This is a genomic window from Amycolatopsis pittospori, assembly GCF_013870525.1.
In the GTDB taxonomy this organism is placed as follows: domain Bacteria; phylum Actinomycetota; class Actinomycetes; order Mycobacteriales; family Pseudonocardiaceae; genus Amycolatopsis; species Amycolatopsis pittospori.
Map to the genome: position 1 here is coordinate 25,180 of NZ_JACBXD010000015.1, position 21,080 is coordinate 46,259.

A 21,080-nucleotide genomic window follows, 5' to 3' on the forward strand; every position below is an offset into this window, starting at 1 on the left:
CCGGGTTCCCTGAGCGAATTGGCGACTCAGCGAAATGTTTACGTCAACATCAGACCGGCGGAGGCTATCGTGTTGACGTGAACATGTCCAGGAGCACCCGGCCGTCGATGGCCGACGTCGCCAGGGAGGCTGGCGTCTCGGGCCAAACGGTCTCCCGTGTCGCCAACGGCAGGTCGAACGTCGACGAGGCGACCCGGGAACGGGTCCTCGCGGCGATGCGCCGGGTGGGCTACCGGCCCAACAGCGCCGCCCGTGCCCTGCGCAACGGCCGGTTCCGCAGTATCGGCGTGATCATCTCGGCGCTGTCCACCTTCGGGAACAGCCGCACCCTCGACGCCGTCTCGTCCGCGGTGGCCGCCGAGGGCTTCTCGATCATCCTCATGCCGGTGACCACGCCGTCCCAGGGCGAGGTCTCGGGCGCCTTCAGCAAACTGAACGAACAGGCCGTAGACGGCGTCATCATTCTGATCGAGCAGCACCAGCTCGACCAGAGCGACATCGAACTGCCCCACGGACTTCCGGTCGTCGTCATCGACGCGGGCGGACGCCGTGACCACGCGAGCGTCGACTTCGACCAGGCGTCGGGCGCCATCGCCGCGACCAGGCATCTGCTCGACCTCGGACACGAGACGGTGTGGCATATCGCCGGCCCGCCCGAGTCCTACGCGGCCGAACGCCGCCGGAAGTCGTGGCAGGAGACGCTCAAAACCGCCGGCCGCGAGGTGCCGCCACCGTTCACGGGCGACTGGTCACCGCGATCCGGTTACGAGCACGGCGTCCACCTCGCGGGAGATCCAGCGGTCACCGCCGTCTTCGTCGCCAACGACCAGATGGCGCTCGGTCTCCTGCGCGCACTGCACGAAAAGGGCCGCGCTGTCCCTCGCGAGGTCAGCGTGGTGGGGTTCGACGACATGGACGAGGCCGCCCACTTCTGGCCGCCGCTCACCACCGTCCGGCAGTCGTTCGACGAGGTCGGCAGGCGCGCGGTCGCCGCTCTGCTCGCCGAGATCGCCGACGGCGAAGCGGCGGGGGCGATCAGCGTGCCGACCGAACTCGTCGTCCGGTCGAGCACCGCGCCGCCGGGGTGATCAGGGGACTTCCCCCTGCGCCGCACCGGTGATGTTGCGGACCATCCCGCCGAAGATGACGCCGTGGAAGGGCGCGATCCCCTTCCAGTACACGTGCCCGGCGAGGCCGTGCGGTTCGAACACCGCGCGCTGCCGGTAGATCGTGCCACCGTCCTCAGTGGACTCGACGCTGAGTTCGAGCCAGGCCCTTCCCGGGAGTTTCATCTCGGCGCGCAACCGCAGGAGGCGCGGCCGGTCGAGATATTCGACGCGCCACCAGTCCAAGGCCTCGCCGAGATGCAGCCGCCGCGGATCCCGCCTGCCGCGTCGCAGTCCGACGCCGCCGACCAGCCGGTCGGCCCAGCCGCGGACCGACCACGCCAGCGGGAACGAGTACCAGCCGTGCTCGCCGCCGATGGACTCGATGACATCCCACAGCGCCTCCGGCGAGGCGTCCGTCTTCTGCTCCCGTTTGTCCTCGTAGACCGTGCCGCCCGCCCAATCGGGGTCGCTGGGCAGCGGATCCGACGGCGCGGACGTGGTCGACGCGTCGGACCAGCGGGTCGGCACGTCGGCGTTGCGGATCCTCGTCAGCGCCAGTTCGACGGCGTGCTCGTAATGCGTCAGCCCCTCTTCCGGGTCCGGGATGTGCGCGGCGATCGCCCGATCGTGGCAGACCACCTCGTGCACCAGCGATTCGATCAGCGGCACCGCGATCGAGCGCGGCACGGGCGTGACCAGGTTGACCCACTGCGCGGACAACCAGGGCGTCAGCACCGGAACCGGGACGACCGCACGCCGGGGCAGCCCGGCGACGACGGCGTAGCGGCGCATCATGTTCAAGTACGTCAGGACGTCGGGGCCGCCGATGTCGAAGGCGCCGTTCACCTCGGGAGGAAGATCGGCGGCGTGCACGAGATAGTGCAGCACGTCCCGGATCGCGATCGGCTGGATGCGGTTGTGCACCCACCGCGGGGTGATCATCGCCGGGAGCCGCTCGGTCAGGTAGCGCAGCATCTCGAAACTCGCCGAACCCGAGCCGATGATCACCGCGGCCTGGAGGACGGCGGCGGGGACGCCCGATTCCAGCAGGACCTGGCCGACTTCGGCCCGGGACGCCAGATGCGGCGACAGCTCGTCGTCGTCCGGGACGATGCCGCCCAGGTACACCAGCCGCTGGACCCCGGCCGCTTTGGCGGCCTCGGCGACCGTCTTCGCGGCCTCTCGGTCGACCTCGACGAAGTCCTTGCGCGCCAAGGAATGCACGAGGTAATACACGACATCGCCGTCGGCCAGCGCCGTCTCTATCGAGGCCGGGTCGGTGACGTCGCCGCGTTCGACCTCGACTCGGTCACGCCACGGCTCTTCGGCCACCTTCTCCGGTGACCGCGCCACGACGCGGACCTCGTGACCCGCGTCGAGCAGATGCGGCACCAATCTTCCGCCCACGTAACCGGTCGCTCCGAGCACCACGCATCGCATTCACCCGAGTCTTCCCGGCGAAGGCGCGGCGCGCAGCACGAGTGGCCCGTTCAGGGCGCCAGGCGCCCGCGGACCTCCACGGTGGCGGCGATACTGCTCCGGAGAAACCGCGCGACCGTCCGGCGTTCGTCCTCCCCCATGTCCCGCCACGCGGCGGAGAAGCTCTGCCCGAGCGGCAGGAAGAACTCGGCGCCGATCCGCCGCGCCTGGTCGTGCATCCGCAGCTCGACCTTGCGCCGGTCGGTCGCGCTCCGGTCCCGGTAGAGGTGACCGGCCCGCTCCAGCCTGTCGAGCACCGACGTCGTCGCCGACGCGCTCAGGTGGAGGGCGTCGGCGAGCCTGCTCGGGCTCATCGGCGCGCCCATCCTCGCCGCGTCCATGATCACGGCGAGCGCGTTGAGATCGGTCCGGTGCAGGCCGTGCGCCTCGCCGAACATCTCGGCGAACCGGTCCGATTCGACGGTCAGCTGACGCAGAAGGAGAACGAGAAGCTCGTCGGTGACCGATTCGCCTTCTTCAGTGCCCATGTCCGAAACCTCCCCTCGCGTTGCCCCGTCCGGGTGACCAGTCTACTATTTCGATGGTCGAATTATTCGTTGGTCGAAATAGCACTGTCTCGGGAGCCATCCACCCATGATCTCGGAAGTCGAACGCCCCGCCCGCACGCGGTCACGTCTGCGGTGGCTGCTCCCCGCCCTCGTCGCGATCGCTTGGCTGATCTTCGGCGGGTTCAGCGGCCCGTACGCCGGCAAGCTGAGCCAGGTCACCGAGAACGACAGCAGCAGTTTCCTGCCCGCTTCGGCCGAAGCGACCGAGGTCGGCGAACTCCAGAAACAGTTCTCGAGCGCCGCAGTCATCCCGGCGATCGTCGTGGCCGAACGGCCCTCGGGCCTGAGCGAGGACGACAAGAGGTTCCTCGCCGACCGGACGTCCAACGCACGACTCGTTCCCGCGCCGAACAGCAACGCCGGCGCACAGGTCGTCGTCCTGCTCGACGCCAAGAGCGACCCGGGTGACGCCGTCGAGGCACTGCGAGAAGGCCTCGCCCGAGACACCCCCGACGGTCTGAAAGTGCTCGTGACCGGCCCGGCCGCCCAGGTCGCCGACCTCAAGGAGGCGTTCGGAGGCATCGACGGGTTGCTGCTCCTGGTCGCGGGCGCGGTGGTCGCGGTCATCCTGATCATCGTCTACCGGAGCCCGATCCTCCCCCTGCTCGTTCTGCTGTCCGCCGTGTTCGCGCTGGGTACCGCGAGTCTCGCGGTGTACCTGCTCGCGGACCACGACGTGCTGGCGCTGAACGGGCAAAGCCAAGGCATCCTGTTCATCCTCGTCTTCGGCGCCGCGACCGACTACGCGCTCCTGATGATCTCCCGCTACCGCGAAGAACTCCGGACGACCGACGACGCCCGCGGCGCGCTCCGCACAGCGTGGCGTTCGACCATCGAACCGATCGCCGCCTCCGCCGGGACCGTGATCCTCGGCGTCCTCTGCCTGCTGTTCAGCGATCTGAACTCCAACAAGGGGCTCGGGCCGGTCGCCGCCATCGGCATCGCCGCCGCCCTGCTGACGACCGTCACGTTCCTGCCCGCCGTCCTGGCCTTGTGCGGCCGAAACGCTTTCTGGCCCTTCCGACCCGCGGTCGCCCCGCCGCGCGAGGAGACCGGCGGGATCTGGGGCCGCGTCGCGGGCTGGGTTTCGCGCGCGCCGCGCACGATCTGGATCGTCACCACCGTCGTCCTGCTCGCGGGCGGCGCGTTCCTCCCCCAGCTGAAGGCTTCCGGCACCGCCCAGTCCGACGTCTTCCTCACGCCGGTCGATTCCGTGGCCGGACAGGAGGTCCTCTCCCGCTACTTCCCCGGTGGCTCCGGCTCCCCCACCGTGATCGTCACGCCCGCCGACCAAGCGCAGGCGGTGACCGCGCTGGCGCGCGTACCGGGAGTCTCCGACGTCCGCCAGAGCGCCGGACCGGACGGCAAGCCGCTCGAAGCAGGCGGGCTCGCGAAGATCGACGCCGTACTGGCCGATCCCCCGGACTCGGACGCCGCCGTCGCCACCGTGGAACGGATTCGCGCGGCCGTGCATCCGGTCGACGGCACCAAGGTAGGCGGGCCGACCGCGACCCTGCTCGACACCCGGACGACGTCCGAACACGACCGTTTGCTGATCATCCCGATCGTCCTCGTCGTGATCTTCCTCGTGCTCGCGCTGCTGCTGCGATCCCTGCTCGCACCGCTTTTGCTGATCGGCACGGTGGTCCTGTCGTTCGCGGCCACCATGGGTGTCTCGGCGCTGGTGTTCAACCACGTCTTCGACTTCCCCGGCGCCGACCCCGTCGTCCCGCTATTCGGCTTCGTTTTCCTGGTGGCGCTGGGAATCGACTACAACATCTTCCTGATGACCCGGGTCCGGGAGGAGGCGGGCAGGATCGGCACGCGGGAAGGAACGCTGCGCGGCCTCCGGGTCACCGGCGGCGTGATCACGTCCGCCGGCGTCGTCCTCGCCGCGACCTTCGCCGCCCTCGCCGTCCTGCCCATCCTCTTCCTGGCTCAGCTGGCGTTCATCGTGGCGTTCGGGGTTCTGCTGGATACGTTGCTGGTGCGGTCGTTGCTGGTGCCGGCGCTGACGGTGGACGTCGGCCGGAAAATCTGGTGGCCGTCGAAACTGGCGAAAACCGGCCAGGGATGAACCAAGCGATCGCCAAAGCCACGAGAGCCGTCCCGGCCCCGAGTCCCATGATCAGGCGGAATCCACCCTGGGACGGAACCTGGACGGGTCCGAACGAGACGGTCAGCTGAGCGAGGATCACCCCCGCGACGGCGCTGGAGATCGACGTGCCGATCGCGCGCATCAGGGTGTTGAGACTGTTGGCGGCCGCCGTTTCCGACACCGGGACCGCGCCCATGATCAGCGCGGGCATCGCGCCGTAAGCGAGCCCGATGCCCGCGCCGATCGTGGCGGACACCAGCACCAGCTGCCAGGTGCTCGCCATCAGGACGGTGCCGAGGCCGTAGCCCGCCGCGACCACGAGGGCGCCGAGCATCAGCGTCACCTTGGGGCCGCGCGCCCTCGTGATCCGCGCGGACAGTGGCGCCGTCAGCATCATCACCACCCCGGACGGCACCAGCACCAGACCGGTGACCAGCATGGTCTGACCGAGGCCGTAGCCGGTCGCGGCGGGCAGCTGGAGGATCTGCGGCAGCACCAGCGACTGCGCGAACATGGCGAAGGCGAACACGATCGACGTCAGGTTGGTCAGCAGGACCTGACGCCGCACCGTGGTCCGCAGATCCACCAGCGGGCGGGCGGTCCGCAGTTCGTACCAGCCCCAGAGCAGCAGAACACCCGTCGCCGCACCGAAAAGCCCCAGCGTCCGCCCGCTCGCCCAGCCCCACTGCGCGCCCTTCGAAATCGCGAGCAGCAAGCAGACCAGCGCTGTCGACAGGCCGGCGGCACCGACGAGGTCGAACCGGCCGCCGGTGCGCACGCTCGATTCCGGAACGAAGGCCAGCACGAGCGCCGTCACGACGACGCCGAGCGCGGCCGCCGTCCAGAACAGCAGATGCCAGTCGGCGTTCTCGGCCAGCAACGCGGCCGCGGGCAGGCCGAGGGCGCCGCCGACGCCGAGTGACGCGCTCATCGTCGCGGTCGCCGAAGCGAGCCTTTCGGCCGGGAGTTCGTCGCGCATGATGCTGATCCCGAGCGGGATCACCCCGGCGGCGAAACCCTGCAGGACCCGGCCGACGACCATCGGCACCAGCGTGTCGCTGAGCCCGGCCACCACCGAACCCGCGATCAGCATGCCGAGGCTGAGCAACAGCATCCGCCGCTTGCCGTACATGTCGCCGAGCCTGCCGACGACCGGTGTCGCGACCGCGCTCGCCAGCAGCGTCGCCGTGATCACCCAGGTGGCGTCGCCGGCGGAAGCGTCCAGGAGCTCCGGGAGTTTCGGAATCAGCGGGATGACCAGGGTCTGCATCAGCGAGACCACGATCCCGCCCAGCGCTAGCACCACCACGACGAGCTGAGGACGTGGCACGGCGGACGGCTGGGGCATACGGGGCCTCCGGAGGAACGCGGGAGTGAACATCCTCAACTTAAGTCAGTTGATTGACTTATGCCAACAGTCCGGGCACTGTGTGAATCACGCGACCACCACGCTGAAGGAGCCCTTGATGACGCAGAGCGACCTGGATCGGCTGCCGAGCTTCCCGTTCCCGACCGACGCCGCCCTCGCTCCGCCCGCCGAATGGGCCGAGTTCCGCACCAAGTGCCCGGTCGCCCAGGTGACGCTCGCCAGCGGCGACGAGGCCGCCCTGATCACCCGATACGCGGACGTCAAACGTGTCCTGTCCGATCCGCGATTCACCAGGCCGACGCCCTCGGACAACGCGGCCAGGGTCGCGGACACCGAATCGGGCGGGGTGTTCAACAGCGAGATGGCGGAGGTGATCCCCCAGCACGGCGAGGCGCACCTGAAGTGGCGCCGGATGCTCGGCAAGTGGTTCACCGCCAAGCGGATGAACGCGCTGCGGCCGCGGATGGAGGCGATGTCCGTCCAGCTGATCGACGAGATGGTCGCGAAGGGCAAGCCCGCGGATCTCAAGGCGGGCCTGGCCTTCCCGCTGCCCGTCTGGGTCATCTGCGACATGCTCGGTGTGCCGGACACCGACCGGGACCGCTTCGCCCACTGGTCCGACGTCATGCTCAGCATGACCCGCTACACCCAGGCGGAATTCGACGTCGCGCAGGCGGAATTCGGCCGCTACATGGGCGGGCACATCGCCGCCAAACGCGCCGCGCCGGGCGAGGACATCCTGAGCGCGCTCATCACCGACACCGACGTGGACGGCGAGCGGTGGTCCGACAAGCTGCTGATCGCCACCGGCATCGGCCTGCTGATCGCCGGGCACGAGACCACCGCCAACATGATCGCGAAGATGATCGCGATGCTGCTGGAGGACCGGAGCCGCTGGGAAGCGCTCCTGGCGGACCGGTCGCTGATCCGCACCGCCGTCGAAGAGTCCCTGCGGATGGACGCCAACGCGGGTATCGGCATGTCGCGCTACCTCACCGAGGACTTCGAGGTCGGCGGGACCACGCTGCCGGCGGGCACCACCGCGATGTGCAGCATGGCGTCGGCCAACCGGGACGAGAGCGCGTTCGACGGCGCCGCCGACATGAACCTCGACCGGAGCCCGAACGCGCATCTGGCCTTCGGCGCCGGCGCGCACGCTTGCCTCGGCCAGCCGCTCGCCCGTACCGAATTGCAGGTCGTCCTCGGCGTCCTGCTGGAGAAACTGCCGTCGCTGGAACTCGCCGTCGAGGCGGCGGACCTGCGCAAGGTCGAAGGGCTCGCCGTCGGCGGACTGCGGGAACTGCCCGTGCGATGGTGATGCCCATGACGAGTGAGATCACCGGTGCCCGGGCCGAACGAGCGCACGCGACGCGGGAACTGATCCTGACCGCGGCGGAGCGGCTGTTCGCCGAACACGGCGTGTTCGCGGTGTCCAACCGCCAGGTCAGCGAGGCGGCGGGCCAGGGCAACAACACCGCGGTCGGCTACCACTTCGGCACCAAGGCCGATCTGGTCCGCGCGATCGCGCGGCGGCATTCCGGGCCGATCGAAGAGATCCGGCGCCGCACGCTGGCCGCGATCGGGGACAGCTCGGAACCGCGGGACTGGATCGGCTGCCTGGTCACGCCGGTCGCCGAGCATCTGGCCGCGCTCGGGAGCCCGACCTGGTTCGCGCGCTTCGGCGCGCAGGTGATGACCGACCCGGCACTGCGCCCGATCATGGTCGAGGAATCGCTGACCTCGCCGTCGCTGATACGGATCGTCGAAGGACTGCACCGGTGTCTTCCCGATCTCCCCGCCGACGTGCGGGCCGAACGCGGCGACATGGCCCGGCAACTGCTGGTCCACATGGTCGCCGAACGCGAACGCGCCCTCGCCGAGGGCACCCCCACTCCCCGGTCGACGTGGCAGGACGCCGCGACCGGACTCATCGACGCACTCGCCGGATTGTGGCTGGCACCGGCCACCACCGGCCCGGACGGAGGAAACCGACCATGAAGATCACCGTCGACCAGGACAAATGCTGCGGCGCCGGAACCTGTGTGCTGCTCGCCCCCGACGTCTTCGACCAGCGGGAGGAGGACGGCATCGTGATCCTCCTCGAAGACACTCCCGGTGAAGACCTGCACGACATCGTCCGCGAGGCCGCCGACGTCTGCCCCGGCGCCGCGATCGCGGTGAGCGAGAACGCGTGACCGTACTCGTCGTCGGCGCTTCCGCCGCCGGCCTCGGCACGGTGGAGGCGCTGCGCCGCAAGGGTTATCCGGACCGCATCACGGTGCTGGGCGCCGAATCGCATCTCCCCTACGACCGGCCGCCACTGTCGAAACAGGTCCTCGCCGGGCTCTGGGAACCCTCACGGACCCGGCTACGGCCCGCCGAACGATTGTCTACTTTGGACGTCGAGTTCGTGCTCGGGGACGCCGCCGTCTCGCTGGACGTCCGGGAACGGACCGTCCGCACGGCGTCGGGACGGGCGCTGACCGCGGACGAGATCGTGCTCGCCACCGGGCTGCGGCCGCGCACCCTGCCGGATCAGGACGGTCTCGCCGGTGTCCACGTTCTCCGTACCCTCGACGACGCGCTGGCACTGCGGGCCGACCTGCTGTCGTGCTCGCGAGCGGTGGTCGTCGGCGACGGCGTCCTCGGTACCGAGATCGCCGCGAGCGCCGCCGAAATGGGCGTCGCTGTCACCCTCGCCGGCCCCCAGGCGGCCCCGCTGGCCGCCCAGTTCGGCCCGGTCGTCTCGGAACTGCTGGCGGAACTGCACACCGAACGCGGTGTCGGCCTGCGCCTCGGCTCCGCGGTCGCCGGCCTGGACTCTCGGGACGGTCGGGTCACCGGTGTCCGGCTCGAAACCGGTGAGGTCCTGCCCGCCGACGTCGTCGTGGTGGCGTTCGGCGCCGCACCGGCCACTGAATGGCTGGAGGGCAGCGGACTGGCGCTGGCGAACGGCATCGTCTGCGATACCCGGTGCCGCGCCGCCGAGCACGTCTACGCCGTGGGCGACGTCGCGCGCTGGCACCACGAAACGCTCGATGTGGCCTTGCGCCTGGAAAACCGGACCAACGCGACCGAGCAGGCCGGACACGTCGCCGGGGTCATCCTGGGCGACGACCGGCCCTACACCCCGGTCCCCTACTTCTGGACCGACCAGTTCGACACGAAGATCCACGTGCACGGAACGCTCTCCGCGGACGCCGAAGTGTCCATTGTGGAGGGCGACCCGGCCGGGCGCCGCTTCGTCGCGCAGTACCGGCGCCACGGCGCGGTGACCGGCGTCCTCGGCTGGAACATGCCCAAACAAGCCCGTCTGCGCCGCCCGGAACTCGGTGGAGGAATGCCTTGACCAGTACGGACACCCCGTCGTTCCCCGCGGCCCGCGCCTCCGGCTGCCCGTTCGCTGCGGGAGGAGACGCCGCGGGTGCCGCGCTCGGCGAGAAGCTGGTGAACCCGAAGCTGATCGCTTCGGCCGTCGAGGGACTGTTGCGCCCTGGCGGAGGTGAAGTTCAAAGCACGACGGCTCGGTCTACGGCGTGAGCGAACTACCCGTAGCTTGGTGAGTATGAGCGAGCTGGACGACCTGCGAGAGCGTGCCGCGAACGGCGACCGCGACGCGACCGACGAACTGATCGAGCGCGCCGGCGAGCGTGGTGACATGGACGAGTTGCGTCGGCTGGCCGACGCCGGCAGCAGCGACGCGGCCGACCAGCTGATCGAGGTGGCGACCGAACTGGGTGCACTCGACGAGCTGCGGCGACTGGCCGATGGCGGGAACCGGACGGCCGCGGAGCAGCTGGCCGAACTCACCGAGGAGTAGCGCGCAGCGCGGGGATCAGCACGGGAAGCGCCACCACCAAGGCGAGACCGCGGACGATACCCGCCACCGGATAAGGGACCCGAATCCCGAACCGGTGCGCGAGCAGTCCGCCGGTCAACGCTCCGAGCGGCATCAACCCCCAGCCGAGCAGGCGGTAGACGCTGTTGACCCGGCCGAGCAGGGACGACGGCACGTTCCGTTGCCGGAGCCCGGCGCTCACGACGTTCCAGACTGTCGTCGCGAAACCGCTGACGGCCAGGAACGCGCCGACGGCGAACACGTTCGGGCTGAACCCGATACCGACGAAGGCGACGGCGTTCACGGCCAGGGAGGCGAGCAGGGCGCGAAGGTCGCCGATCCGGGCGACCAACCACGAGATCGTCACTCCGCCGAGGACACCGCCGACCGCCGCACCGGCGAGCAGGAGACCGAAGGTTCCGGCACCGAGACGCAAGGCGTCGGTCACGAACAGCACGAGCGTCACGTTCGCGAGCTGACCACAGAAGGTGTTGACGCCGAGCAGCAAGGCGAGGGCACGCAACAGGCGATGTCCCTTGAGCCAGCGAAGGCCATCGAGGACCTTCGCGCTTCCGGTGTGGCCGCCGCCCAGCTTGGGGATCCTGGCCAGCAACGCCGCGGCGACGACGAACGACGCGGCGTCGAGGGCGAACGGGAGTGTCCAGGCGAGCGCGAAGAAGAGACTTCCGAGAGGTGGCCCGACGAACTGCCGCCCGACGATCAGCGCCACCTGCTGGCTCCCGTTCGCCTTGTGCAGCAGGTCTTTCGGGACGAGATCCGGGAGTACCGCTTGTGCGGCGTTGTCGTAGAAGACGTCGCACGCACCGAGCGCGAACGCGAGGACGACGAGCAGCGGAACGCTGATCGCCTCCGCCGAGACGAGCGCCGCGAGCACACCCACGACCAGGGCCTGGAGTGCCTGCGTTCGCCACATGAGGGTGATCCGGTCGACCCTGTCGACGACGGCTCCGGCGGTGAGGGAAAGCAGGAGCCACGGCAGATACGTCGCGGCGGAGACCAGTGCGACGTCTCGTGGGTCGCGGCTGAGTGCCACGGCCAGCAGCGGCAGGGCCGCCGTGAAGACGCCGTTGCCCAGGTTGTCGATTCCGGTGGCGTTCCACAGTCGCCGATAGTCTCGGGGCATCCTCGTCATGGCCGAATCGTGGCGAGAACCCCTGTTTCCCGGACACCATTTAGGCCAGGCCTACATACTCGAGTGGTGCCGATGACCGTCGAACTCGGTGTCGCCGAGCTGGCCGCGACCCGCTTCGCGATCTCGCCGTTGTCCGAGACCGTGGCCAGCCTGCTGCAGATCTCGGGCCTCGACCAGAACATGGTCAACCTGCCCTGGTTACGGTGGGCACAGGAGGAACTCGAGCGCGAACCGCTCGACCTCTCCACGACCTGGCCGCTGCTCGTGAACGGCAAGCCCAGCTGGCCGGAATTCCTCGTTCCCGCCCCGCGGGACGCGGGCGGGTCGATCGAGCGCGACCTCGCCGCGCTGCGCAGGACCCCGGAGAGCCGGGTTCGGGCCAGCCTCCAGCGTGTGTTCGAGGGCAAGCTCCCGAGGGCCGCCGCGGCGCTCGCCGAGAATCCGGCGTCCGGCCTGCGGGCGATCGCAGGAGAGCTCCGCGCGACACACGACCGGTTGATCGCACCGCATTGGCCGCGGATCCGGGCGGTACTGGACGCCGATATCGCCCACCGGGCCCGGCAACTGGCCGCGGGTGGTGCCGAGAAACTGTTCGCGGATCTGCATCCGCACCTGCGGTGGCGCGCCGATCGGCTATCGCTGACACGAGAGCGGCGGGAACGCACGAACCTCGTCGTCACCCGAGGGCCGGGCGGCCTGGTGCTCATGCCCGTCGTCCTCGGCTCGCCGTATGTCCTGATCAAGGCGAACACCTCGACCCAGACCACTGTGCGGTACCCGGCCCGGGGCATCGGCACCCTGTGGACCGCCGGAACACGCGCCGCCGCTCCCAACGCGGTGCGGCTGCTCGGCCGGGTGCGAGCCGAACTGCTGCAGGCACTCTCGTCCCCCGCCACCACGACCGACCTGGCTCGCGCGCTCGACGTCACCCCGAGCGCCGTTTCCCAGCACCTCAAGGTTCTGCGGGACAGCGGACTCGTCGCGCGCGAACGCTCCGGGCGCAGCGTCCTCTACCTGACCACCCCGCTCGGGGAAAGCCTGCTCTGAACCTCTGTCAGAGGTCGATCAGCTCCACGGTCACCTTCGCGACGTCGCCTTCGTCGAGCCCTTCGGCCTTCCGGACGGCCTTCTTGACCGGTAACACGTAACTCCCGCGTTGGGCGTCCGGGAAGATCGACGTCTTCCACTTGCTGCCACCGACGGTGACCTGGACGCGCACCGCCCCGAAGCCGCGACGCGGACCGTCCGTGATCTCTCGGATCTCTTCGGAGACGTCCTCGGGCAGGCTGACGAAGGTCCAGGTCTCGTCACGCCGGGCGTCCCACACCCAGAGCTCGGCATCGAACACCACGATCATCCGCGGAGCTTCGCACACCGCACCGACAGTTCCAGCGCGCGGTTTCCGCCGCGCACACGTTGCGAAAGCCACGTTCACAACCTTCAACGTTGGGAAAGTGGCTTTCGCAACACCATCCCGGAGACCCGGCGCCCAGTGGTGGCTCACCGCGTTCAAGCTGTTCCACAACCATATGGCCGTCGAGCCGGTACTGGGCATCTTCCCGTTCGGTTGCCAATCTCCTCGCGCTCGAACGCGACTACGTCATGGATACCGACGGGTCGCGCCGCGTCCATGCGCAGGAGCTGATCGAGCGTCACGATCACGTGCGGATCGACAACACCCACCTGAGCCCGGCCGAGGCCGCGGCGTCAATCCACCGCTGGATGCCGCAGTGAGCGGGTCGTCGTCGTGCCGAGCACGCGCGAAGCCATCCAAGCGAGAGCGTCGGCCGTCCGCGCCGGGGTGTCCGACGGCTGCATGATGTGGCTCAGCACCGTGCGGACCACGACGTCGATCGCGACGTCCAGCTGTGAGGCGTCCAGCGGCGGGCCGTAGGAGCGAACGCGGCCGCGCAGCATCACCCGCGCCTCGGTGAGCAGGCTGCCCGCCCGGACCGTCAGCAGCGGCAGCAGTTCGGTGTCGGCGCCATGTGTGGCCGAAACGATGGCACGCAGCAGGAGGTTGTCGTCGGCGAGTTCGAGGACGCCGCGGACGGCGTCGTGGATCGCCTCGACGAGGTCGTCGGGGTGCCGTTCGAAGGCTTCGCGAACGACGGAGAGGAACCGGGCGAGTTCGTGCGCGATCATTGCTTCGGCCAGCTGGGACTTCGACCCGAGTTCGTTGTACACGGTCTGGCGGCTGACGCCGACGATCTCCGCCAGTTTGCTCATCGTCACCGCCGACCAGCCGGAGCGCACGGTCAGTTCGATCGCCGCCGCGACGATCGGTTGCCGGTACGGGCCACCCGTGACCGGGACTGAGGGTGCCTCGCTCATGATCGTCATTCTAGGCCGCCGTCGACTCGGCGAACGCCAGCGCCTCGGGCCACGGCGCGCGGCCGGCGATGTGACGGCGGTACTTCATGATCTCGCGTGGCCGGTCGACGGTCAGCGCGCCGACGATCCGGTCCCCGCGCCGGTACAGCGCGGTGAACCCGCCGGACGCCGGGACGGCGACCGTGACCTCGTCGGCGCGCGGTGTACCGACGAACTGGATCCGGTGGGAGTACCAGTCCGACCAGAAGTACGGCACCGGCGCCAGTGCGCGCGCCGACTCCGGCGCGAGCGCGTGCCGCGCGGCCGCGGCTCCCTGCTCCGCGGCGTTCGTCCAATGCTCCAGCCGCATCAGATCGCCGTCGAACAGCGCGTTCTCCGCGTGCGCCACGTCTCCGGCGGCGTACACGCCGGGGATCCCGGTCGCCAGCGTGGCATCGCACACCACACCGCCGTCGCGGCCGTGCAGCGGGACACCGCTCCCGGCCAGCCAGCCGGTGGCCGGGACGACGCCGATCCCCGCCACCACCAGGTCCGCGGGCAGCACCTCACCGGTCGAGATCCGGACGCCCGTCACCACACCACCGGCGGATTCGAGCCCGGTCACCGTGGTGGACACCCTGAGCTCGGTGCCCGCCTCCTGGTGCAGGGAGGCGCACACCGCACCCGCCTCGGCCCCGACGGACCTGGTCAGCGGGACGTCGAGAGCCTCCACGATCGTCGCGGGCAGCCCTCGCTTCCGGGCCGCGGCGGCGACTTCCGAGCCGATGAACCCGGCCCCGATCACGACGGTCCGCGCGCCGCGGTCGAGGGCGGCCCGGACGGCGAGGGCGTCCTCGGCGGTGCGCAGCGTGTGCACGCCGGCGATGCCTTCGCTCCCGGGCAGCCGCCGTGCCGTGGCCCCGGTCGCGATCACCAGCGCGTCGTAGGGAACGGTCACGCCCGCCACCGACACCTCTCGCGCGGCGGTGTCGAGACCGTCCGCGGGTGCTCCGAGCAGCAGTTCGACGCCGAGTTCGTCGCGCAGACCCGCTTCGCTGTGGAACGGCTCGACCCGGCCAGGCCCCTCGGCGTCGAGGAAGGACTTCGACAGTGGCAGCCGGTCGTAGGGCGGATGGTCCTCCGCGCCGATCAGCACGATCCGCCCGCGATGGCCGTCCCGCCGAGCGGCCTCCACCGCGCGCAGCCCGGCCAGCGACGCTCCCACGACGACGAGGGTCATGATCAGTCCCGCAGCTTCAGGGCCAGGACCGGGCAGGCGTCGACCGCGGCCGTCAGATCCTGCCGGTACTCCTCGCCTGGCCGCTCGTCGAGCACCAGCACGGTGCCGTCGTCACCGACCTCGAAGAAGTCGGGGGCCATCGCCTCGCACATGCCCAGGCCGTCGCATTTCGCGCGGTCCGCCTCGATCCTCATCATGCGCCGACCCTTCCCGGTGCCACGAAATCGACCTTTTCCCGCACGCCGCAGTCCGGACAGCACCACGCGTCCGGGATCGCCGACCACGGGGTTCCGGCAGGGAAGCCTTCACGCGGGTCGCCGAGTTTCTCGTCGTAGACGTAGCCACAGCCCGGGCACATCCCGCCCTCGGACGCGTCGCCGCGCGTGTCGTCGGCGGCGCGGGACGGCGCGGTGACGCGGGTTCCGTAGCGGGCCAGGATCTTGGCGCGCTTACGCGGCTGGATGTTGGCGCGCGAGATGTCTCCTTCGAAATGCGCGAGCACCCGGGGATCCATCACCCGGCGCCAGAGCGGCGGGAACAACGCCAGCACGATCATCCCGGCATACCCCGTCGGCAGCACCGGTGATTCCGCGAAGTCACGCAGCGTCTGGTAGCGGCGGGTCGGGTTGGCGTGGTGATCACTGTGCCGCTGCAGGTGGTACAGCAGGACGTTGGTGGCGATGTTGTTGGAATTCCAGCTGTGGCTGGGATCCACCCGTTCGTACCGCCGCCGCGCCGCCGGGCCGACCTTCTGCCGCCGCATGCCGTAGTGCTCCATGTAGTTCACGACTTCCAGCAGCGAGAACCCGATCACCGCCTGGATCACCAGGAACGGCAGGATCCCGACGCCCAGCCAGGCGATCATGGCGCCCCACAACACCGCGGACATCAGCCAGGCGTTGAGCACGTCGTTGCCGATCCGGAACGGATGCCGGTCGCGCCGCGCGTACCGCTTGCGCTCCAGCCCCCAAGCGGACTTCAGCGAGCCGAACACCGTACGCGGCCAGAACCGGTAGAAGCTCTCCCCCATCCGGCTGCTCGCCGGATCCTCCGGGGTCGCCACCCGCACGTGGTGACCGCGGTTGTGCTCGATGTAGAAGTGGCCGTAGAAACTCTGCGCCAACGCGATCTTCGACAACCAGCGCTCGTGGCTTTCCTTCTTGTGCCCGAGTTCGTGCGCGGTGTTGATGCCGATCCCGCCGATGCAGCCGATCGAGATCGCCAGGCCCACCTTGTCCACGACGGACAGATCACCCGTGCCGATCATCCAGAAGGCGGCCACGAATCCCGCGTACTGGATGGGCAGGAACGCGAAGGTGATCCAGCGGTAGTAGCGGTCCTGCTCCAGCCGTTCGATCACGTCGTCCGGTGGATTGCTGCGGTCCAGGCCGGCGAGCAGGTCGATCAACGGGACGATCACCAGGATCACGATCGGTCCCACCCAGAACCACACGCCCCAGCCGGTGGCCGCGTGCAGCCCGATCGCCAGGAACGCGAGCGAGGGGACCACCAGGCCGATCAACCACAGGTAGCGCTTGCGGTCGGTCCACCGTTCGGTCGAGCCCGCCGGCATCGTGCCCGTCATCTCGCTCATCGCACCCTCCTCCGTTGGCTGGGTTTACAAAACAGTAGGTGATGTACACCCCGTTTGACAAGACGTCATGTTTTGTAAATGCACCGTTGCTTCCTTCGGTGAAAAATTGGCGATATCTTGCCTTCGTTAGGAAACTTACTTAACTTGTGACATCACGCCGCGATCCACTTCGTCCCGCCCCGAAGGAGCGCGAATGCCTCGATCACCTCGCCGGATCCGAACCGGCACCGTGGCCGCCGTCGCCGCGGCCCTGCTGGTCCTGCCCACCACGACCGCTACCGCGAGCACCACCGCGAACAGCCCGTGGCCAGGCTCTTCCTCCATCACGAACGCGGACGGATCTAACGTCTTCGGCGGCAATCTGAGCGGTCTGTCGTTCGAGAGCCCCACCGTGCTGTGGGCGGTGAAGAACGGGCCGGGCACGCTGTACCGGCTCGTGCGCAACGGCTCGAAGTGGCAGCCGGACACCGCGAACGGCTGGTCCTCCGGCAAGTCCCTGCGCTACGCCAACGGCAAGGGCGATCCCGACGCCGAAGCCGTGGTCGCCACCCCGGACGGCGTGGTCGCGGCCACCGAACGCGACGGCGACAACGACAAGACGAGTGCGCTCAAGGTGCTCCGGTACGACGTGTCAGGCTCGGCCAAGACCCTCACCGCCAAGGCCGAATGGAACCTCACCGCCGACTTGCCGAAGGTTTCGGCCAACGACGGGCTCGAAGCGGTCTCCTGGATCCCGGACAGTGTCCTCACCGCGAAGGGTTTCGTGGACGAGCGCACCAAGGCGGCCTACGCGCCGGGCAACTACCCCGGCCACGGCAGCGGTCTCTACTTCGTCGGACTGGAGAGCAACGGCATGATCTACGCCTACGCACTCGACCAGGCAGGCGGGAAGTACACGCGCGTGGCGAGCTTCGCGAGCGGTCTCGAGTCCATCATGGACCTCGAGTTCGACGCGTCGAGCGGTAAACTGTGGGCCGTCTGCGACGACACCTGCGGCGGCGACTCGACGACCCTCGCCGTCTCGGCTCAGGGCAAGTTCGCCGTGACCACGACCTACGACCGTCCGAGCGGGATGCCGGACTACAACAACGAAGGGTTCGCCATCGCCCCCGCGTCGACCTGCGCTTCCGGGAGCAAGCAGGTGATCTGGGCCGACGACGGGAACGAAGGCGGCCACGCCCTCCGGGCCGGCACCCTGCCCTGCGCCTGACGGTGACGCTTCGATTCCGGCGCGCCCCCTTGCGGTCCGCGCCGGAATCGAAGCATGTCCGGAATCGCGTGAATTGCATCGAATTCGGCATTTGTTCACCCCCTGTCCGTGGACTAGTTTGTCGGCATGAAATTCACCTCCCTCGCGATTCTTCCGATACTGGCCACGCCGCTGTTCCTGCCGTCCACGGCCCTGGCGGGCGACGGCTGGGAATCCATCGGAACCGGGATGACCGCGGGCGCCAGCGGCATCGCCGTCCTGAGCCGGGACGACGACCGTGTCGAGGCACTCGTCTTGCGGGACAACAAGAAACCCGGCGAGAACCGCGCGGTCCGCGTCCGGCTCGATCACGGCCTGGTGTCCAAGGTGGACCCGATCGCCTGGCCCGGCGAACTCCCGGTCGATCTGGAATCGGCCGAAGCGGTGCCCGGCAAGCAGGGCGAATACATCGCGCTGACCAGCGAAGGTAAAGGCTTCCATGTCGAACTGAACGACCGTCGACTGAAAGTACTCGGCACTTTCCAGGTACCGAAGGGCGACCCGGACGACAATTACGAGGGTTTCGCGCTGAAAAAGGTGAATGACCGCTTGTTCGCGGTCTGGGCGGACCGGGGTCAGGACACCCGCCCGGCGACGCTGTACTCGGCGGAGTTCTCGGTGTCGAAGCTGTCCTTCAAGAAGCCGAAGTCGGTCCCGTTCCGCGTCTCGTACCCCACCACCGACGTCCGCCACACCTCGGACGTCGAGATCACCGCCGACAACCGGGTCCTGATCTCGGCCGCCTCCGACCCCGGCGACGACGGCCCGTTCGATTCGGCGGTGTACGCCGCGGGCGTGCTCCGGCCCGACGGTTCGATCGCGCTCTCCCCCGCTCCCGCGAAGATCGGCGACTTCCCGGGGCACAAGATCGAGGCCATGACGTGCCTCTCGCGGTCCTGCGGCAGCCTCCTCTACGGCACCGACGACGAGGCCGCGGGCGGTAGGCTCCGGATCGCGAACAGGACCGACCCGGAGGAACAGTGATCAGCGAAGACCTGCGCGAGCGCCGCCACAAGATCATCGAAGAGCATATGGACACGGAGGTGACCCAGGAGTTCGATCGCACGCTGGGCACCTTCAACGGTCATCCGCACTACGAGATCATGGCCACCGGGCAGATCTTCGACGGCGACGAAGAGGTCATGGGCTACTACCGCATGACCCGCACGGCGTTCCCGGACCAGCGGCACGACAACGTCCGCTACCACTTCGCGGACGAGTCGGTGATCGTCGAGTTCGACCTGCTCGGCACCAACCTCGGCGAGTTCTATGGCCGGCCACCGACCGGCAAGGCGTTCCGGGTGCCGATCATCGCGGTGTTCTTCTTCGACGACGACCGGATCACCAACGAGCGGATCTACTTCGACGCCGCGAGCCTGATCACCCAGGCCGGGCACGCGGAACTGCTGTCCCTGCTCGCGTCGGGCGAGGTCTGAACCAAACGGCGGATGATCATCGGCCGATCGGCCGATGTGGGCGGCAGGGGCGCGCGAAGAGGCTGACGGAGTCCTTCCGCCGAGCCCTGGAGAACGCCCATGACCCGCAACCGGGTGGCGACCGTGCTGCTCGTGACGACGATGGCCGCGCTGGGAACACCGGCGCTCGCCACGGCGTCCGCGGCCCCGACGCTGGACTGGAAACCCTGCAAGGACATCGCCAAGGACTGGCGGCCAGCCGACGATCAGCGCACCGAATGCGCTCTGGTGCCCGTTCCGGTCGACTACGCGAAGCCCGACGGCCGCGAGATCGACATCGCGGTCTCCCGGCAGAAGGCGACCGATCCCGCCCGGCGCCAGGGTGTCGTGCTGCTCAACCCCGGCGGCCCCGGCCAGTCGGGGATCCACCAGCCCAGATGGATCGCCGAAAGCAAGGCCGCCGAGATCGGCGCGGACCACGACCTGATCGGGTTCGATCCGCGCGGCGTCGACTACAGTGCCGACGTCGCCTGCCCGCCGGCTCCCGGAGACGACGCCGAGCCGCCGTCTTCCTTGCCGCACAACGAAAAGGCTCGGTTCGTGTTCGAACGGGACGCGAAGGTGAACCAGCGTTGTGTCGCGGCGGACCCCGAGTTCGTCCGCAACCTGACCACCGAGAACGTCGCCAGGGACATGGACCGCATCCGTGAGGCTCTCGGCGAAGAGAAGATCGGCTTCTACGGCGTCTCGTGGGGCACTGCCCTCGGCGCGGCCTACCGCACACAGTTCGATTCCCGGGTGGACCGGATGCTGCTGGATTCGGTCATGTCCCCGACCTTGGACGTCGGTGGCATGGACGACGCGATGATGGCGGCGGGCGAGGTCACGGCCCGCGACTTCGCCGGCTGGATCGCCCGCTACGACGCCGTTTTCCACTTCGGTGACAAGCAACCCGCGGTCCTCGACGCGCTGCTGAAGCTGCGCGACGAACTGACCGAACACCCGCGGAACGTGAACGGGGAGACCGTCGACGGCGAGACCGTCAAGGGCTACCTCGCCGGGCCGCGGCGCGAGTGGGCGAACGCCGCCAAGGCGCTGGCCGCCCTGCGCGACGGCGGCGCGCCCACCACGAAACCCGCGTCCGGGCCGGGCACCGGTTTCGGCTGGGACGCGACTCCCAACGGGTACAACACCTTCCAGCAGACGTCGATCCTGTGCAACGCCTCCGAGGGGCCACGCGACTTCGAAACGATCTGGCAGCGGCGGGTCGACCGCGTCCGCGCGTATCCGGCCGTCGCCTCCCCTGGGTTCTGGGACGGCCGGTGCGCGGGCTGGCCGTTACCGGTCCAGCCGTGGAACTTCGCGAAGGGGACCAGTCCGCTGCAACTGGTCGGGCACGTCTACGAACCGGTGACGCCGATCGGCTGGGCACTGGCCATGCGCGAGCGGATCGGCGGCGCCCTCCTCACGATCGAGGACGATCACCACGGTTCGCTGTCCTCGCTCCCCTGCGCGAGCAAAGCGGTCGAGTTCTTCTCCACCGGCAAGACCAGTGACGAATCCTGCGCCGGGGCGCCGATCCCATCGCCGGCTGCCGGCCGCTGACGAACCACTGCCGATCACGTCTCGCGTCCACTGGGGACGCGAGACGTGA

22 protein-coding genes and 1 pseudogene are annotated in these 21,080 nt (G+C 69.1%); 14 read left to right on the forward strand and 9 right to left on the reverse strand.

All coding sequences use genetic code 11. The features are described 5' to 3' along the window. Window positions 1-83: 83 nt before the first annotated feature. Window positions 84-1,088 carry a LacI family DNA-binding transcriptional regulator gene (locus tag H5J31_RS11145; protein WP_236004942.1) on the forward strand — a complete coding sequence of 335 codons (1,005 nt, stop codon included), beginning with the start codon at window positions 84-86 and terminating at the stop codon, window positions 1,086-1,088. On the opposite strand, the gene H5J31_RS11150 is transcribed toward H5J31_RS11145, so the two are convergent. After that, the gene (locus H5J31_RS11150) at window positions 1,089-2,549 is read right to left on the reverse strand and encodes an SDR family oxidoreductase (protein ID WP_181772431.1); all 1,461 of its coding nucleotides are present in this window, start codon (window positions 2,547-2,549) and stop codon (window positions 1,089-1,091) included. Window positions 2,550-2,599: 50 nt separating this feature from the next. Continuing rightward, window positions 2,600-3,076, reverse strand: a complete 477-nt coding sequence (locus H5J31_RS11155) for a MarR family winged helix-turn-helix transcriptional regulator (protein ID WP_181772432.1) — start codon at window positions 3,074-3,076, stop codon at window positions 2,600-2,602. 106 nt (window positions 3,077-3,182) lie between these two features. On the opposite strand from H5J31_RS11155, the gene H5J31_RS11160 reads away from it, so the two are divergent. After that, window positions 3,183-5,234 carry an MMPL family transporter gene (locus H5J31_RS11160; protein WP_181772433.1) on the forward strand — a complete coding sequence of 684 codons (2,052 nt, stop codon included), beginning with the start codon at window positions 3,183-3,185 and terminating at the stop codon, window positions 5,232-5,234. Here the strand turns inward: H5J31_RS11160 and H5J31_RS11165 are convergent. Further along, window positions 5,140-6,603, reverse strand: a pseudogene (locus tag H5J31_RS11165) (MFS transporter); the annotation flags it as partial. The gene H5J31_RS11160 and the pseudogene H5J31_RS11165 sit on opposite strands and share 95 nt — an antisense overlap. A gap of 118 nt (window positions 6,604-6,721) precedes the next feature. Between H5J31_RS11165 and H5J31_RS11170 the strand changes: the two are divergent. Genes H5J31_RS11170 through H5J31_RS11195 form a run of 6 tightly spaced genes read left to right on the forward strand, consistent with a single transcriptional unit; the run spans window position 6,722 to window position 10,444 of the window. Beyond that, complete coding sequence (locus tag H5J31_RS11170) at window positions 6,722-7,942, forward strand: cytochrome P450 (protein WP_181772434.1); 1,221 nt, start codon at window positions 6,722-6,724, stop codon at window positions 7,940-7,942. A 5-nt stretch (window positions 7,943-7,947) separates the two neighbouring features. Continuing rightward, window positions 7,948-8,622 (forward strand): TetR/AcrR family transcriptional regulator, encoded by a 675-nt coding sequence (locus H5J31_RS11175; protein ID WP_181772435.1) that lies wholly within the window; start codon window positions 7,948-7,950, stop codon window positions 8,620-8,622. Then, on the forward strand, window positions 8,619-8,819 hold the full coding sequence (locus H5J31_RS11180; protein ID WP_181772436.1) for a ferredoxin: 201 nt from the start codon (window positions 8,619-8,621) through the stop codon (window positions 8,817-8,819). Before H5J31_RS11175 ends, H5J31_RS11180 begins: the two co-directional genes overlap by 4 nt. Then, complete coding sequence (locus H5J31_RS11185) at window positions 8,816-9,973, forward strand: NAD(P)/FAD-dependent oxidoreductase (RefSeq protein ID WP_181772437.1); 1,158 nt, start codon at window positions 8,816-8,818, stop codon at window positions 9,971-9,973. Before H5J31_RS11180 ends, H5J31_RS11185 begins: the two co-directional genes overlap by 4 nt. Next, window positions 9,970-10,164 carry a hypothetical protein gene (locus tag H5J31_RS11190; RefSeq protein ID WP_181772438.1) on the forward strand — a complete coding sequence of 65 codons (195 nt, stop codon included), beginning with the start codon at window positions 9,970-9,972 and terminating at the stop codon, window positions 10,162-10,164. Before H5J31_RS11185 ends, H5J31_RS11190 begins: the two co-directional genes overlap by 4 nt. Window positions 10,165-10,189: 25 nt before the next feature. Next, window positions 10,190-10,444: a hypothetical protein gene (locus H5J31_RS11195; protein ID WP_207897862.1), complete on the forward strand. Its 255-nt coding sequence runs from the start codon at window positions 10,190-10,192 to the stop codon at window positions 10,442-10,444. On the opposite strand, the gene H5J31_RS11200 is transcribed toward H5J31_RS11195, so the two are convergent. Continuing rightward, window positions 10,431-11,615, reverse strand: coding sequence for an MFS transporter (locus H5J31_RS11200; RefSeq protein ID WP_181772440.1), 1,185 nt, complete (start codon window positions 11,613-11,615; stop codon window positions 10,431-10,433). The genes H5J31_RS11195 and H5J31_RS11200 overlap by 14 nt on opposite strands. 72 nt (window positions 11,616-11,687) lie before the next feature. Here H5J31_RS11200 and H5J31_RS11205 point away from each other — a divergent pair, with 72 nt between their 5' ends. After that, window positions 11,688-12,662, forward strand: coding sequence for an ArsR/SmtB family transcription factor (locus tag H5J31_RS11205; protein WP_181772441.1), 975 nt, complete (start codon window positions 11,688-11,690; stop codon window positions 12,660-12,662). A gap of 7 nt (window positions 12,663-12,669) precedes the next feature. Here H5J31_RS11205 and H5J31_RS11210 read toward each other — a convergent pair whose 3' ends face one another. After that, the gene (locus tag H5J31_RS11210) at window positions 12,670-12,972 is read right to left on the reverse strand and encodes a DUF1905 domain-containing protein (protein ID WP_181772442.1); all 303 of its coding nucleotides are present in this window, start codon (window positions 12,970-12,972) and stop codon (window positions 12,670-12,672) included. Between the two features lie 245 nt (window positions 12,973-13,217). On the opposite strand from H5J31_RS11210, the gene H5J31_RS40190 reads away from it, so the two are divergent. Continuing rightward, a complete protein-coding gene (locus H5J31_RS40190) occupies window positions 13,218-13,349 on the forward strand; it encodes a hypothetical protein (protein ID WP_268879741.1) in 132 nt (43 codons plus the stop codon). On the opposite strand, the gene H5J31_RS11215 is transcribed toward H5J31_RS40190, so the two are convergent. From H5J31_RS11215 to H5J31_RS40405, 4 genes are read right to left on the reverse strand one after another with little or no spacing between them, the layout of a single operon-like run. Further along, window positions 13,323-13,958, reverse strand: coding sequence for a TetR/AcrR family transcriptional regulator (locus H5J31_RS11215; RefSeq protein ID WP_181772443.1), 636 nt, complete (start codon window positions 13,956-13,958; stop codon window positions 13,323-13,325). The genes H5J31_RS40190 and H5J31_RS11215 overlap by 27 nt on opposite strands. A gap of 1 nt (window position 13,959) precedes the next feature. Further along, window positions 13,960-15,168 (reverse strand): NAD(P)/FAD-dependent oxidoreductase, encoded by a 1,209-nt coding sequence (locus H5J31_RS11220; protein WP_181772444.1) that lies wholly within the window; start codon window positions 15,166-15,168, stop codon window positions 13,960-13,962. A 2-nt stretch (window positions 15,169-15,170) separates the two neighbouring features. Further along, a complete protein-coding gene (locus tag H5J31_RS11225) occupies window positions 15,171-15,365 on the reverse strand; it encodes a ferredoxin (RefSeq protein WP_181772445.1) in 195 nt (64 codons plus the stop codon). Further along, window positions 15,362-16,762, reverse strand: coding sequence for a fatty acid desaturase (locus H5J31_RS40405; RefSeq protein ID WP_181772446.1), 1,401 nt, complete (start codon window positions 16,760-16,762; stop codon window positions 15,362-15,364). Before H5J31_RS40405 ends, H5J31_RS11225 begins: the two co-directional genes overlap by 4 nt. A 193-nt stretch (window positions 16,763-16,955) precedes the next feature. Between H5J31_RS40405 and H5J31_RS11235 the strand changes: the two genes are divergently transcribed. From H5J31_RS11235 to H5J31_RS11250, 4 genes are all read left to right on the forward strand, one after another. Further along, a complete protein-coding gene (locus H5J31_RS11235; protein WP_181772447.1) occupies window positions 16,956-17,972 on the forward strand; it encodes an SdiA-regulated/phytase-like domain-containing protein in 1,017 nt (338 codons plus the stop codon). Window positions 17,973-18,098: 126 nt separating this feature from the next. Then, on the forward strand, window positions 18,099-18,995 hold the full coding sequence (locus H5J31_RS11240; protein ID WP_181772448.1) for a hypothetical protein: 897 nt from the start codon (window positions 18,099-18,101) through the stop codon (window positions 18,993-18,995). Next, on the forward strand, window positions 18,992-19,447 hold the full coding sequence (locus tag H5J31_RS11245) for an ester cyclase (protein WP_181772449.1): 456 nt from the start codon (window positions 18,992-18,994) through the stop codon (window positions 19,445-19,447). The genes H5J31_RS11240 and H5J31_RS11245 overlap by 4 nt, the downstream gene beginning before the upstream one ends. A 99-nt stretch (window positions 19,448-19,546) precedes the next feature. After that, window positions 19,547-21,031 carry an alpha/beta fold hydrolase gene (locus tag H5J31_RS11250; protein ID WP_181772450.1) on the forward strand — a complete coding sequence of 495 codons (1,485 nt, stop codon included), beginning with the start codon at window positions 19,547-19,549 and terminating at the stop codon, window positions 21,029-21,031. Window positions 21,032-21,080: the final 49 nt, after the last annotated feature.

What these genes read in the sequence shown, in the direction of transcription:
- H5J31_RS11250 (WP_181772450.1), top strand. Translation starts at nt 19,547, where the DNA reads ATGACCCGCAACCGGGTGGCGACCGTGCTGCTCGTGACGACGATGGCC.
- H5J31_RS11240 (WP_181772448.1), top strand. Translation starts at nt 18,099, where the DNA reads ATGAAATTCACCTCCCTCGCGATTCTTCCGATACTGGCCACGCCGCTG.
- H5J31_RS11205 (WP_181772441.1), top strand. Translation starts at nt 11,688, where the DNA reads ATGACCGTCGAACTCGGTGTCGCCGAGCTGGCCGCGACCCGCTTCGCG.
- H5J31_RS11150 (WP_181772431.1), bottom strand. Translation starts at nt 2,549, where the DNA reads ATGCGATGCGTGGTGCTCGGAGCGACCGGTTACGTGGGCGGAAGATTG.
- H5J31_RS11155 (WP_181772432.1), bottom strand. Translation starts at nt 3,076, where the DNA reads ATGGGCACTGAAGAAGGCGAATCGGTCACCGACGAGCTTCTCGTTCTC.
- H5J31_RS11210 (WP_181772442.1), bottom strand. Translation starts at nt 12,972, where the DNA reads ATGATCGTGGTGTTCGATGCCGAGCTCTGGGTGTGGGACGCCCGGCGT.
- H5J31_RS11175 (WP_181772435.1), top strand. Translation starts at nt 7,948, where the DNA reads ATGACGAGTGAGATCACCGGTGCCCGGGCCGAACGAGCGCACGCGACG.
- H5J31_RS11225 (WP_181772445.1), bottom strand. Translation starts at nt 15,365, where the DNA reads ATGATGAGGATCGAGGCGGACCGCGCGAAATGCGACGGCCTGGGCATG.
- H5J31_RS11215 (WP_181772443.1), bottom strand. Translation starts at nt 13,958, where the DNA reads ATGACGATCATGAGCGAGGCACCCTCAGTCCCGGTCACGGGTGGCCCG.
- H5J31_RS11160 (WP_181772433.1), top strand. Translation starts at nt 3,183, where the DNA reads ATGATCTCGGAAGTCGAACGCCCCGCCCGCACGCGGTCACGTCTGCGG.
- H5J31_RS11235 (WP_181772447.1), top strand. Translation starts at nt 16,956, where the DNA reads ATGCCTCGATCACCTCGCCGGATCCGAACCGGCACCGTGGCCGCCGTC.
- H5J31_RS11170 (WP_181772434.1), top strand. Translation starts at nt 6,722, where the DNA reads ATGACGCAGAGCGACCTGGATCGGCTGCCGAGCTTCCCGTTCCCGACC.
- H5J31_RS40405 (WP_181772446.1), bottom strand. Translation starts at nt 16,762, where the DNA reads ATGAGCGAGATGACGGGCACGATGCCGGCGGGCTCGACCGAACGGTGG.
- H5J31_RS11220 (WP_181772444.1), bottom strand. Translation starts at nt 15,168, where the DNA reads ATGACCCTCGTCGTCGTGGGAGCGTCGCTGGCCGGGCTGCGCGCGGTG.
- H5J31_RS11200 (WP_181772440.1), bottom strand. Translation starts at nt 11,615, where the DNA reads ATGACGAGGATGCCCCGAGACTATCGGCGACTGTGGAACGCCACCGGA.
- H5J31_RS11195 (WP_207897862.1), top strand. Translation starts at nt 10,190, where the DNA reads ATGAGCGAGCTGGACGACCTGCGAGAGCGTGCCGCGAACGGCGACCGC.
- H5J31_RS11180 (WP_181772436.1), top strand. Translation starts at nt 8,619, where the DNA reads ATGAAGATCACCGTCGACCAGGACAAATGCTGCGGCGCCGGAACCTGT.
- H5J31_RS40190 (WP_268879741.1), top strand. Translation starts at nt 13,218, where the DNA reads ATGGATACCGACGGGTCGCGCCGCGTCCATGCGCAGGAGCTGATCGAG.
- H5J31_RS11145 (WP_236004942.1), top strand. Translation starts at nt 84, where the DNA reads ATGTCCAGGAGCACCCGGCCGTCGATGGCCGACGTCGCCAGGGAGGCT.